This window comes from Microbacterium sp. Z6_144 (assembly GCF_057197625.1).
Map to the genome: position 1 here is coordinate 297,808 of NZ_JBXVPT010000002.1, position 16,024 is coordinate 313,831.

The 16,024-nt window shown below is 69.2% G+C and carries 14 protein-coding genes; 6 read left to right on the forward strand and 8 right to left on the reverse strand.

Annotation, left to right across the window (positions count from 1 at the left end; all coding sequences use genetic code 11):
* Window positions 1-33: 33 nt before the first annotated feature.
* The 4 genes from AC2DGY_RS13535 to AC2DGY_RS13550 all read right to left on the reverse strand — a co-directional run bounded on the left by AC2DGY_RS13535 (window position 34) and on the right by AC2DGY_RS13550 (window position 4,913).
* On the reverse strand, window positions 34-1,620 hold the full coding sequence (locus AC2DGY_RS13535) for an ABC transporter substrate-binding protein (RefSeq protein ID WP_484510277.1): 1,587 nt from the start codon (window positions 1,618-1,620) through the stop codon (window positions 34-36).
* Window positions 1,617-3,059 (reverse strand): serine hydrolase domain-containing protein, encoded by a 1,443-nt coding sequence (locus AC2DGY_RS13540; RefSeq protein WP_484510278.1) that lies wholly within the window; start codon window positions 3,057-3,059, stop codon window positions 1,617-1,619. The genes AC2DGY_RS13535 and AC2DGY_RS13540 overlap by 4 nt, the downstream gene beginning before the upstream one ends.
* A 242-nt stretch (window positions 3,060-3,301) precedes the next feature.
* Window positions 3,302-4,039, reverse strand: a complete 738-nt coding sequence (locus AC2DGY_RS13545; protein WP_484510279.1) for an SDR family NAD(P)-dependent oxidoreductase — start codon at window positions 4,037-4,039, stop codon at window positions 3,302-3,304.
* Between the two features lie 19 nt (window positions 4,040-4,058).
* Window positions 4,059-4,913: an SDR family oxidoreductase gene (locus AC2DGY_RS13550; protein ID WP_484510280.1), complete on the reverse strand. Its 855-nt coding sequence runs from the start codon at window positions 4,911-4,913 to the stop codon at window positions 4,059-4,061.
* Between the two features lie 188 nt (window positions 4,914-5,101).
* Here AC2DGY_RS13550 and AC2DGY_RS13555 point away from each other — a divergent pair, with 188 nt between their 5' ends.
* Complete coding sequence (locus AC2DGY_RS13555) at window positions 5,102-5,671, forward strand: TetR/AcrR family transcriptional regulator (protein WP_484510281.1); 570 nt, start codon at window positions 5,102-5,104, stop codon at window positions 5,669-5,671.
* A 93-nt stretch (window positions 5,672-5,764) separates the two neighbouring features.
* Entirely contained in the window at window positions 5,765-6,307 is a 543-nt protein-coding gene (locus AC2DGY_RS13560) for a hypothetical protein (RefSeq protein WP_484510282.1), read from the forward strand.
* Window positions 6,308-6,339: 32 nt separating this feature from the next.
* On the opposite strand, the gene AC2DGY_RS13565 is transcribed toward AC2DGY_RS13560, so the two are convergent.
* Entirely contained in the window at window positions 6,340-7,368 is a 1,029-nt protein-coding gene (locus tag AC2DGY_RS13565; protein ID WP_484510283.1) for a helix-turn-helix transcriptional regulator, read from the reverse strand.
* Between the two features lie 93 nt (window positions 7,369-7,461).
* Between AC2DGY_RS13565 and AC2DGY_RS13570 the strand changes: the two genes are divergently transcribed.
* Entirely contained in the window at window positions 7,462-8,475 is a 1,014-nt protein-coding gene (locus tag AC2DGY_RS13570) for a carbon-nitrogen hydrolase family protein (protein WP_484510284.1), read from the forward strand.
* 33 nt (window positions 8,476-8,508) lie between these two features.
* On the opposite strand, the gene AC2DGY_RS13575 is transcribed toward AC2DGY_RS13570, so the two are convergent.
* The 3 genes from AC2DGY_RS13575 to AC2DGY_RS13585 form a co-directional block, all read right to left on the reverse strand.
* Window positions 8,509-9,687, reverse strand: coding sequence for an ROK family transcriptional regulator (locus tag AC2DGY_RS13575; RefSeq protein ID WP_484510285.1), 1,179 nt, complete (start codon window positions 9,685-9,687; stop codon window positions 8,509-8,511).
* Window positions 9,688-9,806: 119 nt separating this feature from the next.
* Window positions 9,807-10,868, reverse strand: a complete 1,062-nt coding sequence (locus AC2DGY_RS13580; protein ID WP_484510286.1) for an ABC transporter permease — start codon at window positions 10,866-10,868, stop codon at window positions 9,807-9,809.
* On the reverse strand, window positions 10,865-12,385 hold the full coding sequence (locus tag AC2DGY_RS13585) for a sugar ABC transporter ATP-binding protein (RefSeq protein ID WP_484510287.1): 1,521 nt from the start codon (window positions 12,383-12,385) through the stop codon (window positions 10,865-10,867). The genes AC2DGY_RS13580 and AC2DGY_RS13585 overlap by 4 nt, the downstream gene beginning before the upstream one ends.
* A 273-nt stretch (window positions 12,386-12,658) precedes the next feature.
* Between AC2DGY_RS13585 and AC2DGY_RS13590 the strand changes: the two genes are divergently transcribed.
* The 3 genes from AC2DGY_RS13590 to AC2DGY_RS13600 all read left to right on the forward strand — a co-directional run bounded on the left by AC2DGY_RS13590 (window position 12,659) and on the right by AC2DGY_RS13600 (window position 15,978).
* Window positions 12,659-13,705: a substrate-binding domain-containing protein gene (locus AC2DGY_RS13590; protein WP_484510288.1), complete on the forward strand. Its 1,047-nt coding sequence runs from the start codon at window positions 12,659-12,661 to the stop codon at window positions 13,703-13,705.
* Between the two features lie 97 nt (window positions 13,706-13,802).
* Window positions 13,803-14,942, forward strand: coding sequence for a Gfo/Idh/MocA family protein (locus AC2DGY_RS13595; protein WP_484510615.1), 1,140 nt, complete (start codon window positions 13,803-13,805; stop codon window positions 14,940-14,942).
* Window positions 14,943-14,976: 34 nt separating this feature from the next.
* Window positions 14,977-15,978, forward strand: coding sequence for a sugar phosphate isomerase/epimerase family protein (locus AC2DGY_RS13600; protein WP_484510289.1), 1,002 nt, complete (start codon window positions 14,977-14,979; stop codon window positions 15,976-15,978).
* Window positions 15,979-16,024: the final 46 nt, after the last annotated feature.

Sequence of the window (16,024 nt, forward strand, 5' to 3'; positions counted from 1 at the left end):
AGTTCGTTCCTTCAGGTCGCGGGCGCGTCCGGGTCAGCCGAGCAGTCGGATGGTGGTCGGCTGCGGCTCCCCGAACCAGGTGAACTCGGCGCCGTTCCCGAACATCCGGATGGGGTTGTTGGCGAAGGGCACGACGTCGGCGGCCTGGAACAGCGCCGTCTCGGCCTCCTGCCACTTCGGGCAGCTGTCCGAGCCCTGGAGCTGCAGCGCTTCGGCGATCGCCGCCTGGTACTCGGCGTTGTCGATGCTCGCGAAGTTCGTTCCCTCGGGGGCGGGTGCCCCGGAGAGGAAGCCCATCATCTGGTCGGGGTTGTTGACGTTGACCGAGACCCACGCCACGTCCCAGTCTCCGGTGCTGAAGAGGGCTTCGATCAGGACGGTGTCGTCCTGCTGGCGGCCTTCGACCTCGACGCCGATCTCCTGCCAGGCGCTCATGACGAGCTCCGCCGCTGCCGCGGCCGAGGCGCCGAACGCGTTGTCGTAGAGGAACAGCAGGCTCAGCCGCGTGCCGTCCTTGACGCGGACGCCGTCAGACCCCGGCACCCAGCCCGCAGCGTCGAGCGCTGCCGCAGCGGCATCCACGTCGTACGCCGGAAGGGATCCGCTGACGGAGTCGTAGGAGCATCCACCCGGTTGCACCACGGCGAGGCTCGTCGCGGGGCCGCCATTGCCGGCGGTCATCACCGAGCCCAGCTCCTCCAGGTCGATCGACTGCGTGAGGGCCATGCGCACGGCGGGGTCGCTCGTGGGGTGGCCGTCGGCCTGGTTGTACCACTGCTCGCCCGACAGCTCCACGGCGTCCTGTGAGAACAGGTCCTGAGCCAGGACGCGGTCCACGTCGGGTCCGACGATCTGGGCGGCGTTGACTTCGCCCGACAGCAGCAGGTTCGCGGCCGTGGTCTCGTCGGTGACGACACGCACGTTGACGGTCGCCGGGATTCCCGGCTCGTCCACGGTGGCGCCATCCGGACCCCACGCGTACTCGTCGCGCACCTCGAAGGTGTAGTGGTCGTTGGGAACAGCCTCGGTGAGGACATACGGTCCGGTGCCGAGGGTCGAGTCGGCCAGAACCGTGCGGTCTTCCAGGCCCGCGTCGCAGATCATGGGGATGCTCGCCAGACCCTGCAGCAGGAAGGGCGCCGGATCGGTCAGGGTCATGGTGACGGTGTCGCCCTCGGCCGCCGAGGTGACGCCGAACGGGAGGAAGGCCCCCAGCAGCGCGCTCTGATTCTCCGGGGTGCCGATGAAGTTGAGGTTGGCGGCCGCCGTCTCCGCGGTGAAGTCCGACCCGTCGCTGCAGACGATCCCGTCGCGGATCGTCAGCGTGGCGGTGAGCCCGTCGACGTTCCAGTCGGACGCGAGCTGGCTGAGGATCTCGCCATCCGCGTCCACGCTCACGAGGGAGTCGTAGGCGAACTTGCTGAGCGCGAACAACGCGCTGCCGGCGGACATCTGCGGGTCGAGCGCGCCGGGGTCGGCGGGCAGGATCTGGGTGAATGTGCCGCCCTCGACGGGGGCGCCGTCGTCGGAGCCGCCTCCGCCCCCGGTACATCCGGCGAGGGTGAGCGCGAGTGCGCCCGCAGCGGCGACGGCTGCGATGGCAGTGCGAGTGGATGTCATTGCGATTCCTCCTGGGCGGCGAACGGGCGGGTGGCGCGTGGTGGGGCGTCATTGTGGGTCGAGCGGGGGATGGCTCGGCCGTAGTGCATGTAGGTGGGGCGGCCCTCGGCGTCGGGGTCGAGGAAGGCGAAGACCGGGTGCAGGCCCCCGGTCGATTCGCGCAGGATGAGGGAGTTGGCGTTGAGGGCCACCAGCTCGTCGCGGGATGCGGCCTTCAGATCCGCGAGCACCCCTTTGGGGTGCTGCTCGAGCCAGACGCGTCCGGCGTCGTCCTGGGACACGACCATGTCGACGATCGTGTTCGAGTACGTCCCCACGAACGGGGTCGCGTCGACGTCGACGTGCTCGGCGGAGGGTGTCGGCGAAGCGGGCAGGTCCGCCCCGGCGAATTCGCGCAGCAGCGGGCCGGCGATGTCGTGGAACAGCCCCATGCCGTCGCCGCCGTTGGTGAGCAGGGTGACCGCCACCCCCGCCTCGGGAACCAGGCGGAGGAAGGAGGCCTGACCGATCGTGTTGCCGTCGTGCCCGATGACCCGCGGGGCGCCCTCGGCGTAGATCTCCCAGCCGAGCCCCCACGCGACACCCATTCCGGCCAGGGTGGGCAGGGCGACCTCGGTGCGCTGCATCGCCGTCACCGAGGCCGGGGAGACGACGGCGGTCCCGTCGCTCCCCGCCGAGCCGCCGTTGAGGTGCATGAGCGCGAAACCGGCGAGGTCGCGCGCGGTCATCGCGAGCATCGATCCGGCCGGCCCGTTCGACCGGGCGAGGGCCCAGAGCGGCGCGGGGGTCTCCACGCCGTCCTCGCCGGGTCCGACATGACCGACGGCGACGCGATGGAGAATCGCCTCGTACGGGCTGGGGGACACGCGCTCGAGCCCGAGCGGTGTGGCGATGCGGTCGAGCACCGCCTGGTCCCACGTCGTTTCGCGCAGGCGCTCGACGAGGCGGCCGAGAACGATGTATCCGGCGTTGTTGTACGAGAAGTAGGCGCCGGGCGGGAAGATCTGGGCGACGTCGGACAGCGTGTCGACGTACGCGGCGATGGCGTCGTCGCCGCGCCCGGTGTCGGTCAGGATGTCGCCCTCGAAGCCGGCGCGGTGGCTGAGCAGCTGGCGGACCGTGATCTGCGCGGTGGCGGCCTCGTCGGCGATCGCGAACTCGGGCAGGTACGTGACGACGGGTTCGTCGAGGCCCACGAGTCCGTCATCGACCAGCTGCATCACCAGTGTCGCCGTCCACACCTTGGTGATGGAACCGATCTGGAAGACCGAGTCGGTCGTCGCCTCCACGTCCGTCGCGGTGCTGAGTACCCCTGTCGCCGCGTCGATGATCTGACCGTCCACGACGACGGCGATCGCGGCGCCGGGAACCCCACGTGCTGCCGCGCGCGCGGCGAACTCGGTCTGTAAGACGTCGGCGATGCTCGCGAGGCTGCGCATGGCCTCACTTTAGGAAGGACTCGGCGGCCTCATTCTGTCCGTGCGGACAGAAAAGCGGCCGCGTGTTCGTCCGAGCGACCCAATTCGCCTCCGGGGCCCTTCCGTCTTCCGCCGCCCGCGGCTGCCGTCCGGCGCCGGGCGCGTTCAAAACTCAGGAGATCCGGCATCGGGGGCGGTGGTGGCGGCCCTGTGCGCGGCGTGTCTCCTGAGTTTTGAACGGCCAAGGGTGAGGGCCGCCGCCACTACCGAATGGGCCCGAGGCTGAACCCCCCGTCGACGACCACCTCCGAGGCGGTGGCGAAGCTCGCTTTGTCCGAGGCCATGAACGTCACGAAGTCGACGATCTCCGGGAGCGTCGCTTGACGGGGGATGGCGAATCGCCCGGTGGGGACGAGTTCCGATCCGTCGGGAGCATAGGCCAGCGGAGTGGGGACGATTCCGGGATGCACGGCGTTGACGCGGATGTTGTCGACGGCGAGTTCGGACGCTGCTGCGCGCATCAGGCCGCGCAGCGCCCACTTGCTGCTGCTGTAGGCGACGAGGTTCGGGGAGGGTGACAACCCGGCGATGGAGTTCATCTGGATCACGACGCCACCGCCGCGCTTGCGCATGGACGGCGCAGCCGCCCGGATGCCGAGGAGCGCACCGAGGACGTTCGTGTCGAACACCCGGCCCCACTCCACCAGATCGATCGACTCCGTGCTGCCGATGCGCAGGTAGGCGGCGTTGTTGACGAGCACGTCGATGGGTCCCAGCTCGGCTTCCGTCTTCGCCACCGCATCGGCCCAGTCCGACTCGCTCGTGACGTCGAGGGCCACTCCGATCGCGCGGCCGGGCAGTTCTGCGGCGATCCGCTCGCTGTCGTGCCGGGAGGCGACGACCGTGTTCGCGCCGGCGAGGGCGAACGCCTCGACGAGGGCGCGACCGATGCCGCCGGAGGCGCCGGTCACCAGGACGGTCTTGTCCGTGAATTCAGGCATTTCTGTTCCTTTCGGGGGTTCAGCGGGCGGCAACGGCGTCGTCCGCGTCGGTGGACAGAGCGAGGTCTCTGCCGGCGATGAGGGCATCCAGCCGGCCGCGAAGCGCCGTGGTGCCGAGCTCGTACGCGTCCGAACCGAGGACGAGTCGCAGCGGCGGCGTGGGGTTATCGACGGAGGCGATGATCGCCGCGGCGATCTTCGCGGGGTCGCCCGGCGCGGGAAGCGGCGGGAGTTCGCCGGAGAGCGTCCGCCGCATCTGCCCCGGGGCCGCGTCCGCGTATTCGGGCAGAGCGTCGGTCAGATCCGCGCTCGGTCCAGCGAATCCGGTGCGGGTGACTCCCGGTTCGACCAGGGTCACGCCGATCCCGAACGACGAGATTTCGGATGCGGCGGACTCCCAGAAACCCTCGATGCCCCACTTGGTGGCGTGGTAGAGGCTCATCGCCGGGAAGGCGACCTGCCCGCCGATGCTGGAGATCTGGATGATGCGACCTCCGCCTTGGCGGCGGAGCGGAGGGATGACGGCGCGGGCGAACTGGATCGAGGCCGTGAGGTTGGTGGCGATCTGGCGATCGATCTGCGCGTCGGAGGCCTCCTCGGCGGCCCCGAACAGGGCGTATCCCGCGTTGGAGACGACGACGTCGATCGTGCCGAGCTCAGCGAACGCCTGCGCCACGACCTCTCGGAGGTGGGGGGTGTCGGTGACGTCCAGCGCGGCGCGCCACAGGCGCTCGCCGTATCGGTCGGCGAGATCGTCCAGCGATTCCGGGCGGCGAGCCGTGGCAGCGACGCGGTCGCCGCGGGCGAGGAGCTGCTCGGTGAGCTCCCGGCCGAAGCCCGAGGAGGTGCCGGTGATGAGCCATGTGCGAGGCATGATGTACCTTTCGTAACCAACTAGATGGATACCTACTGTGCCACGAATTTGCGCCGATGGGAGAACGATACGAAACACGACGCGTATGGCGCCGCCAAGCTCTTGCGGGCATTCCGTCGGATTGCTGCTCGCCTGCGTGGACGTCCCGCCGTTTCGTATGCAACCGGTTAGTTACGTAGGATGAAACCATGCCGCCCGACGCGACCGACACCAAGAGACGCATCCTCCACGCAGCCCGTGGCGGGTTCGCCCGCTTCGGGCTGGCCGGCGCACGCATGGATCGCATCGCCGAGGAAGCGACCGCGAACAAACGGTCGATCTACGTGCACTTCGGCGCGAAGGAGGAGCTCTTCGATCTGGTGGTCGGGCAGAGCCTCCTCGAACTGGCCGATGCCGTTCCGTTCGACGCGTCGCGGCTGCCGAGCTACGCCGGCGACCTCTTCGACGTCCTGCAGGAGCGTCCCGATATCGCGCGGCTCACGACGTGGGCAGCGCTGGAGCGCCCGGTTCCGATCGACGCCGAGGTGGATTCGTACCGCGCCAAGGTCGCGGAGGTCGCCGAGGCGCAGCGTCGCGGTGTGCTTCCGAGCGACCGCGACCCCGTGGTGCTCATCGCGATGGTCGTGGCGCTTGTCACGTCATGGAGTTCCGCGTCCTGGTCACTGCGTTCGCTGGAGGGGGCCGACAGTGCCGCACCCCCCGCCGGCTTCCGGCGTGAACTCACGGATGCGGTCGCCGCGCTCGTCCGGATCGACTGACGCGGACGAGAAACCGAGGGTGCGGCGGACGAGGCGGCGCCTGAAGGTTTCAGCGCCTGCGGGTGGCTCGCTGCGTTCGAGGATCGCAGCGAAGTGATCGCGAGGCGCCTTGCCGCCCCCGAGCCGAGTCATCACCGCGGGCCGAGTGCCCGTGGGGTGATCGGCGGTCTCGAACTGAAGCCCTTCGATCACCCCTGCTCGGGGGTAGCGGTCCAGCACGTGGATGAGGGTGAGCGCTACCAGCGCGACATGGTCGAGGCGGTCAGCGCCTCGGCTGAGCAACCGCGCGCACTCGGTGACGCGATGGTGGCCTTCTTCGATGCCGCGATCGGCTTCTATTGCGCGGGTTCTGCCCCCGGCTGCCTGGTGTTGTGCACTGCACCCGCGGAGGCGGCCGTGGACGAGGACATCCGCGCGGCTCTGGCCGGAGTCCTGGCGGAGATCGAAAGCCATATCACCGCTCGTGTCGAGCGCGCCGCGGCGGAGGGAACCGATGTCCCAGATGCCCGTGCCGTCGTGACGCTGCTATCCGCGCTGCTGGTGGCCATCGCCATCCAGGCTCGCGCAGGCGTCCCAGAGCCCGAGTTGCGAGCACTCGCGCGGACCTCCGTCGGCGCGGCCCTCCGCCGCGCGTAGGGGCGTTCTCCCGGGGCGCGGGCGCGGTCCGCTCAGCGCCCCGCGCGCCAGTCCCGCGGGGTCATCCCGAACCGTTTGCGGAACGTCCGGGCGAAGGTGGTGACGTCGGAGAATCCGCAGCCCAGGGCGATCGCAGCGATGGACTCCTGCGTTGCCGGGTCGGACAGCATCCGAGCGGCTGCCTGCAGGCGTTGCTCGCGGAGGTAGGCAGACGGCGTCGTCGCGACCTGCGAGAACAGGTCGTAGAGCTTGCGCCGTGACATGTAGTGCGTGCGGGCGATGTCGTCGACGGTGAGATCGGCCGACCGTGCGTGGGCGCGCACGAAGGACTGGACGGTGTAGAGCAGCGACTCGGATGAGTCCGGGAGAACCTGGCGACCGGCGGCCGAAGACCGCAGCATGGTCGCGGCGAGGTCGGCCGTGACGCGGGCGAAGTCCGACCGGGTCTGGGAGTCGAGCCGGTCATGGGTGCCCACGACGGAGCGGAGGTAAGAGCTGAAGACGCGGCGTGCAGGAGTGTCGGCGACGGCGATCGATTCGACCGCGGAGTCGATCGTGCGCGCGGGCAGGCCGAGCTCGGCTCGGGACACCTGCACCACGATGAGGCGCTGGCCCGGCGCGGAGTAGTCGAGCTGGTAGGGATGATGCGTGGCGTAGACGGCGACAGCACCCGGGTCCACCGTGACGCTCCGGCTCCCTTGATGGATGCGCCCGGACGAGCGCACCTGGACGGAGATGTGGAGATCGTCGCTTCCGGCTTGCGCGGCCAGTAGCGGGGTGCGGGTGATCACCGCGGAGTCGGACCGCACACGGCACACGGTCATCCGGGGGGTGAGTGGGATGTCTTCCAGCGACGCGCGGAACAGAGGCGAGGGCGTCTCGCACTCGAGCGGCACGAAGCTGTGACTGGCGAGTTCCTGCCACTCCTCGGCGGTGGCCGCGGTCTTCACTCCCATGTGCACCTCCGGGCGATGCGACTGGATCCGATCAGAGTAGAGCCGATCGGGCGCGGTGTCACCGGCAGCGTCCGACTCGCTCACCCGGCGCGCGGAATGCTGCACGAAATGCCGATTTCCTTGCACGCGACGCCGTTCGCTCGGCCGGCCACACGAATACTGTCGGACGCACTCGACCCGAACGACCCTGGAGGACCCATGCCGACCATCCGCGTTGCCGCAGTGCAGGCCGAACCCGTCTGGTTGGACATCGACGGGACGGTGGCCAAGACGATCTCACTGATCGAGGAGGCGGCCGACCGCGGCGCCGACCTGGTCGCCTTCCCGGAGACGTGGATCCCCGGGTATCCGGTGTTCCTGTGGACTCTCCCCGCCCCGGAGCAGATGCCCTTCGTGGCGCGGTATCACGAGAACTCGATGACGGTCACGAGCGACCACATGCGCCGGATCCGCGAGGCCGCGCGGAGATTCCGCATCACGGTCGCGATCGGCTACAGCGAGAAGGCCTACGGCACGCTGTACATGGCGCAGACGGTGATCGGCCCCGAGGGGGAGATCCTGATCCACCGCCGCAAGCTCAAGCCGACCCACGTCGAGCGAACCCTCTTCGGCGAGGGCGACGGTTCGGATCTGCAGGTCGCCGACACCCCCCTCGGTCGCATCGGCGCGCTGAACTGCTGGGAGCACCTACAACCGCTCACGAAGTATGCGATGTACGCCCAGAACGAGCAGATCCACATCGCCGGGTGGCCCTGCTTCGGCGTGCTCGGCGCGATCCCCGCCCTCAGCCCGCTGGCCAACCTGAACGCCTCCTCCACCTATGCGCTCGAGGGCAGCTGCTTCGTGATCACCGCCACGCAGATGATGACGGACGAAGGCATCCAGACCTTCCTGCTCGCCGACGGGAGCGCCCCGCCGATCTACAACGGCGGCGGCGGTTTCGCCCGCGTGTACGGGCCCGACTCCTCGCTGCTCTCCGAGGTGCTCGACGAGTACGTCGAGGGGATCATCACCGCCGACATCGACCTGGCGATGATCGCGTACGCCAAGAACGCCGCCGACCCGGCCGGTCACTACAGCCGCCCCGACGTCACGCAGCTCCTCTTCGACAACGGCCGCAAGCGCACCGTGGTCGGCGCCGGGCGCTTCGGTACGGAGATGGAGTTCCCCGAGCTGGATGCCGTCGGACAGCGCGTCGGCGCGGACGCCTAGGCCGCTCGCCGCGCCCCGCAGGACGGGGAGCGGTCAGGCGCTGACGAGGGTCGCGAGCGTCTCCGGGGACAGCACGTGCTCGATGGCGAGCATGCTCGCACCCAGCACGGCGGCATTCTCGGCGGCGACGGACTGGACGATGGCGAGGTGCTCTGTGGCCAGCGGCGCCGAGCGGGTGTAGACGACTTCGCGGACGCCCGCGATGAGATGCTCGCCGACGCGCGCCATGGAGCCGCCCATCGCGATCACGGACGGGTTCATGAGGCTCACGCACGTGGTGAGCACCTCGCCGATGTCTCGACCGGCCTGGCGTACCGCCTGGATCGCATCGATGTTGCCGCGCTTGACGAGGTCGACGACGTCGTTGCCGTTGCCGGCCGGAACCCCCTGCGCCGTCAGCGCGCGGGCGATCGCCGGGCCCGACGCGAGAGCTTCGAGGCATCCCCGGTTGCCGCAGTGGCACGGCACGTCGGCCCCGCGCGCCACCTGCACGTGCCCGATGTCACCGGCGATCCCCTGAGCGCCGCGCTGCAGGGTACCGCCGGAGATGACACCCGCGCCGATGCCGGTCGCGACCTTCACGAAGAGGAGGTGTTCGACGCCCGGCCACGCGGCGGCGCATTCGCCGAGCGCCGAGATGTTGACGTCGTTGTCGACCAGCACCGGGACGTCGAGGTGCTGGCGCACCCACCCCGGCACATCGAATCGGTCCCACCCGGGCATGATCGGCGGGTTCACCGGCTGACCGGTGGAGTGCTCGACCGGCCCGGGGATGCCGACACCGATCGCCGCGAGATCCTTCGTCGATCGGCCCAACTGCTCCAAGAGCGCGCCGGCGTTGTCGACCAGCCATGTGAGAACGGGAACCGGGCCGAGCGTGACGTCCAGGGGTTCGCTGTGCTCGGCGAGGGTCGAGCCGGTGAGGTCGGTCACGGCGACGGTCGCGTGCGAGGCGCCGATGTCGGCGGCCAGCACCAGGCGCGCGCGCGGATTGAGCGCGAACTGCGACGGCGGCCGGCCCCCTGTGGACACGGTCTCGGCGACGGGGGCGACCAGCCCCATGCGCATGAGCTCGTCCACACGCGCGGCGATCGTCGAGCGCGCAAGTCCGGTGGATTTGGCCAGCTCGGCGCGGGTGCGGGGGACACCGTCCCGCAGGAGTTGGAACAGTTGCGTGACGCCGGAGACCCCGCTGGAGGAATCGATGCTCATGCCCACCCTGTTCTCGTTCCCTGTCGGCGCCTGCCGGACGACGTCACCGGTGTTTCGAAGGGATGCCATGGCCCCGATGTCACCGATCGATCATAAGTCGGCGGGGCCGGGCGATCGGATCATCCCCTGCCTGTCGGCCTCGAGAAGCGCTGCTGCAGGAGCACCGCGACGACGATGATGACGCCTTTCACGACGTTCTGGACCGACGAGGACAGGTTGTTCTGCACGAACACGTTGGTGAGCGTCCCGAAGATGAGGACGCCGAAGACCGTACCGGTGATGGTGCCGCGCCCGCCGGCGAGCAGCGTGCCGCCGACGACGACCGCCGCGATGACGTCCAGTTCGAGGAGCATGCCGTGCGTGGAAGTCCCCGCGGTGGTGCGGCCGAGGATCATGACTCCTCCGATACCGGCGCACAGCCCCAGAATCGCGTACAGCCACATCGTGTGGCGCTTGACGGGGATGCCCGCCAGGCGAGCAGCCTCACGGTTGCCGCCGATCGCCACCGTGCGGCGGCCGAAGGTGGTGCGGTTCAGCAGCACCCACCCGAGGGCGGCGACGATCGCGAAGATCCAGATCAGCATGTCGACGCCCACGATGTCGAGGTTCATGAAGGTGATGAACTCGCGGTTCCCGACCTGCAGCGTCCGGCGCTCGGCGAGGATCTCCGCGAGACCGCGTGCCGCCACGAGCATCGCGAGGGTCGCCATGAAGGCCACGACCTTCCCGTAGGCGATGACGACTCCGTTGATCAGCCCCGCGCCCAGGCCCACCGCGAGGGCGATGAGCACCATGACGATCCAGTGGAGATTGTCGGCCAGGTCCTGGATGGCCGCGAGGGATGCGACGACCGAAGCCAGTCCAAGGACCGAGCCGACGGAAAGATCGATGCCCCCGGCGATGATCACGAGCGTCATGCCGATGGCGACGACGCCGATGATCGACGCCGCGCGAAGGATCGTGAGGATGTTGCTGACGCTGAGGAACGTGTCGGGTGCCGTGATCGCGCCCACGATCACGAGGATCAGCAGCGCGAGGACGAGCCCGAGGTTGCGTCCGACCGAGCCGGACAGCACGCGACGCCAGGCGGGAACCGGCTCGGTCGCGGTCGTGCTCGTGGTGGGGGGCGGTTCGGTCGCCGTCTGCCCGGCTCCGGTCCCCGAGGGGGTCTGCTCGCTCACGCGGCGGTTCCTTTCATGACGAGATCGAGCACGCCGTGCTCATCGATCTGGGAGGCGGGAAGAGTGGTGAGGACGCGCCCATCCGCGATGACCAGGACGGTGTCGGCCAGCCCCAGCACCTCTTCGATCTCGCTGGAGACGATCACGAGCGCGTTGCCCTCCGCGGCGAGGCGGCGGATGAGCTGATAGATCTCGGCGCGGGCGCCGACGTCGACGCCGCGGGTCGGTTCGTCCAGCAGCAGCACCCGGGTTCCGTGCACGAGCCACCGAGCGAGGAGGATCTTCTGCTGATTGCCGCCCGACAGCGTGGCGGCAGGGCGGTCGGGGTCGGCGGGCCGCAGCTCAAGCGCCTCGATCTGCTCGCGCGTGACCCTGCGCTCCGCCCGCTCGTCGAGGAATCCGGCCTTGGCGAACCGTGCGACCGACGACAGTGTCACGTTGACGAAGATCGGCTCGTCGAGCACGAGTCCCTGGCTCTTGCGCTCTTCGGGCGACAGCCCCACGCCGGCGCGCACCGCGGAGACGACCGAGCCGCGGCGGAGGGCTTCCCCACCGACGCGGACGGACCCCGCGGTGGATCTGCGGGCGCCGTACACCGTCTCGAGAATCTCGGAGCGGCCCGAGCCCACCAGCCCTGCGAGGCCCACGATCTCGCCGGCGCGCACGGTGAAGGTCACGTCGTCGAAGACGCCGGCAAGGCCGAGGTTCTCGACTTCGAGGATCACCGGCGCATCCGGTGGAACAGGGGTCGCGGGCGGGAAGACGTTCGCGACCTCGCGACCGGTCATGAGCCGGATGAGCTCTCGTGTCGGGGTATCGGCCACGGGAAGCCCGGTGGCCGTGGTCCTGCCGTCCTTGAGCACGGTGATCCGGTCGCCGATCTGGCGGATCTCCTCGAGCCGGTGGGTGATGTAGACCACCGCGATCCCCGCCGCGGTCAGTTCCCGCACGACGGCGAACAGGTTCTTGACCTCCTCCGAGTCCAAGACCGCGGAGGGCTCGTCCATGATCATGAGCTTGATGTCGTGCGACAGTGCGCGCGCCATGCTCACGATCTGCTTGTTGGCGGCGCTGAGGGTTCCCACCTCGGTGTGCGGCGAGAGGCTGCTGTGGCCGAGGCGCCCCAGCAGAGCGCGCGTCTGCTTCGCCGCTTCGGACCGCCTCGTGAACCCTCCCTTGGCCAGTTCGTGCCCGAGGAAGATGTTCTCGGCGACCGTCAGGCCGTCGACGACGTCGAGCTCCTGGTACATCGTGGCGATGCCCATCTCGATCGCGGCTTCCGGCGTGGGGATCCGGACCGGCTCGCCCAGCCAGCGGATCTCCCCGTCATCAGGGCGGTGCACCCCGGCGAGCGTCTTGATCAGGGTCGATTTGCCCGCGCCGTTCTGTCCGAGCACGCAGTGCACCTCACCCGGGGCGACCTCCAGGTCGACGCCGCGAAGAGCGCGAACACCGGCGAAGGTCTTCGTGACGCCTTTGACCGCGAGTAACGCCGAAGAATGGTCATCTTTGATCACCTACCGAACATAACACGACAGAAAGCGGATGCCGAGGGCGCCTTCCCGGCCGGATGCGCGGCGTGCGAGGAGCCATGACCCCGTCAGCCAGTCGAAAAACAGCCTTTGACAAGGCCAATCACTTATGACGAGCAGAAAACAAAAGATGACACGTCGAAGCGCACTTCTGTTACGGTGAGACGCGTCAGCGTGGACTCCAGAGTGCGGGCAGCTTCCCCCTCGGGTTTCGTCCTCGCGACGCAAGAGGCTGCATCACATTCAAGGAGGAAGAACATGCGCTCACACCTGAAAGCGCGGTCGCGCCTGGTGCTCACCGGTACGTCGGTCATCGCCGCTGTCGCACTACTGGCCGGCTGCACCGGCGGCGGTGCGGACGAACAGAACGTGGTCGACCAAGGCACCACGACCGAAGAGAACGCGGAATCCGGTGACACGGTTGTCATCGGCTTCTCCGGTCCCGCTGCCGACCACGGCTGGCTCGGCGCCATCAACTCCGGAGCGACCGCCGCCGCCGACAGCTTCGACGACGTCGAACTGCGCGTGGCGGAGGGCACCAACGACCCGATCGCCCAGATCGCGGCCGTCGAGACCTTCATCAATGAGGGCGTCGACGCCATCGTGCTTCTGCCGACCGACGGCGCCGCGCTCACCGAGATCGCCATCGAGGCGATGGAGGCCGGCATCCCGGTCGTCAACGTCGACCGCGAATTCTCGAGCCCGTTCGCCGCACGCACGACCGTCCTCGGCGACAACTACGGCATGGGCGTCAGCGCCGGCACCTACATCTGCGAGCAGCTCGGCGACAACCCCGACGCGGTGGTGGCGGAGATCGCCGGCATCGACGCTCTGCCCCTCACGCAGGATCGGTCGCAGGGCTTTGCGGACTCGCTGGAGGACTGCGGTCTCCAGGTCTCCGCGCGCGTTGCCGCCGACTTCACCGTCGCGGGCGGCGAAACCGCCGCATCCCAGCTGCTTTCGGCCAACCCGCAGATCGACGCCATCTGGAACCACGACGATGACCAGGGGATCGGCGTGCTCGCAGCGATCGATGCGTCCGGTCGCGACGAGTTCTTCATGATGGGCGGCGCGGGGAGCCGCAGCGCGATGGAGGCCATCGACGCCGACGACACGGTGCTGAAGGCGACCGTCATCTACCCCTCGACGCAGGCCGCCGACGGCGTGGCGCTCGCCCGCCTCATCGCGCAGAGTAAGACGATGGGTGACATCGTGACGCCCAGCGTCCCGAACCGCATCGTGCTCGACGCCCCCGTCGTCACGAGGGAGAACGTCGCCGATTTCATCGACCTGTCGTTCGAGTAGACCGCACTCTCGGGGTGGGGCGGCCGTCGATCACCGACGCCGCCCCACCCTACGACCCCCGGAAGGACCTGCGTTGACGAACAAGCTCCGCATCGCCATGATCGGCCACGGCTTCATGGGTGCCGCTCATTCGCAGGGCTGGCGGGTCGCGCCGCGATTCTTCCCCTTTCCGCACGAGGTCGAGATGGCCGTCGTCGTCGGGCGCACCGACCCCGCTGCATCCGCCGCCAAGTGGGGGTGGTCCGAAGGCGCGACCGACTGGCGGGACGTGATCGCCCGCGACGACATCGACATCGTCGACATCGTCACTCCCGGCGACACCCACGCCGAGATCGCGCTGGCCGCGCTCGAGGCGGGCAAGCACGTGCTGTGCGAGAAGCCGCTGGCCAACACCGTCGCGGAGGCGGAGGCGATGGCCGCCGCGGCAGAGCGGGCGGCCGAGCGGGGTGTCCGCTCGATGGTCGGATTCACCTATCGCCGCGTGCCGGCGACCACCTTCGCCCGCGACCTGGTGGCGGCAGGGCGCATCGGGGAGATCCGCCAGGTGCGCGCGGAGTACCTGCAGGACTGGCTGAGCGACGCCGAGGCCCCGCTGACCTGGCGACTGAACAAGGAACTGGCCGGTTCGGGCGCGCTCGGCGACATCGGTGCCCACGCGATCGATCTCACCGAGTTCATCACGGGTCAGACGGTGACGACCGTCTCGGGCATCCTCGAGACCATCGTCGGCGAGCGTCCGCTCCTGGAGCACGGCGTCGGACTATCCGGAACGGCGTCCGGAGAACGCGGGCCCGTGACCGTGGACGACCTCGCGCTGTTCACCGGACGGCTCGACTCCGGTGCCCTGGCCTCGTTCGAGGCGACGCGCTTTCGCACCGGGCGCAAGAACGCGCTGCGGCTGGAGATCTCCGGCTCGCTCGGGGCGATCGCGTTCGACCTGGAGCGCCTCAACGAGCTGGAGTTCTACGACGCGACCCTGCCGGCGACCGAGCAGGGTTTCCGCCGCATCCTCGTCACCGAGGCCGACCACCCCTACCTGGGCGTCTGGTGGCCGACCGGTCATATGCTCGGCTACGAGCACGGATTCTCCCACCAGGCGTATGACTTCGTCGTCGCGATTTCCGACGGCCGTCAGCCGCGGCCCTCGTTCGCCGACGGACTGCACGTGCAGCGGGTGCTGGACGCGGTCGAGCGCAGCTCGGACGCCGGGAGCGCGTGGACACCCGTCGGCGGCTGACGACAGCATCCAACTCACCGGAAGGACACCCGCGATGACGCGACCGATCACCCTGTTCACCGGCCAGTGGGCCGACCTCCCCTTCGAAGAGGTGGCACGCCTGGCATCGGAGTGGGGCTACGACGGGCTGGAGATCGCCTGCTGGGGCGACCACCTCGACCCCTGGCGCTGGGACGACGACGCGTACGTCGCGGGAAAGCTCGAGGTCCTCGAGCGGTACGGGCTGAAGGTGTGGGCCATCTCCAACCACCTCAAGGGCCAGGCCGTCTGCGACGACCCGATCGACCAGCGCCACCGCGACATCCTCAGCGACCGCGTATGGGGAGACGGCGACCCGGAGGGCGTGCGTCAGCGCGCCGCCGAGGAGATGAAGCACACCGCCCGCCTTGCGGCGAAGCTCGGGGTGAAGACGGTCGTCGGCTTCACCGGCTCGTCCATCTGGAAGTACGTCGCGATGTTCCCGCCCGTCTCCCAGGACGCCGTCGACGCCGGCTACCAGGACTTCGCCGACCGGTGGAATCCGATCCTGGACGTGTTCGACGAGGTGGGCGTGCGCTTCGCCCACGAGGTGCACCCGAGCGAGATCGCCTACGACTACTGGACGACGGTCCGCACGCTCGAGGCGATCGGACACCGTGAGGCGTTCGGTCTCAACTGGGATCCGTCGCATTTCGTGTGGCAGCAGCTGAATCCGGTGGACTTCATCCTGGAGTTCCGCGACCGGATCTACCACGTGGACTGCAAGGACGTGAAGCTCAACGTCGGCAACGGACGCAACGGACGGCTCGGATCGCACCTCGCGTGGGCCGACCTCCGCCGCGGGTGGGACTTCGTCTCCACCGGCCGGGGGGACGTGCCGTGGGAGGCGTCGTTCCGCGCGCTCAACAGCATCGGGTACGACGGCCCCATCTCCGTGGAGTGGGAGGATGCCGGGATGGACCGCCTGACCGGCGCGCCCGAGGCCCTCGCCTTCGTGAAGGCGAACCTGTTTGACGCACCCACGGCCGCCTTCGACGCCGCCTTCAGCACGCGCTGACCGCAGCAGCGCCGGGTCGCCCGATCCCGCCCGCTGTACGGCTTGG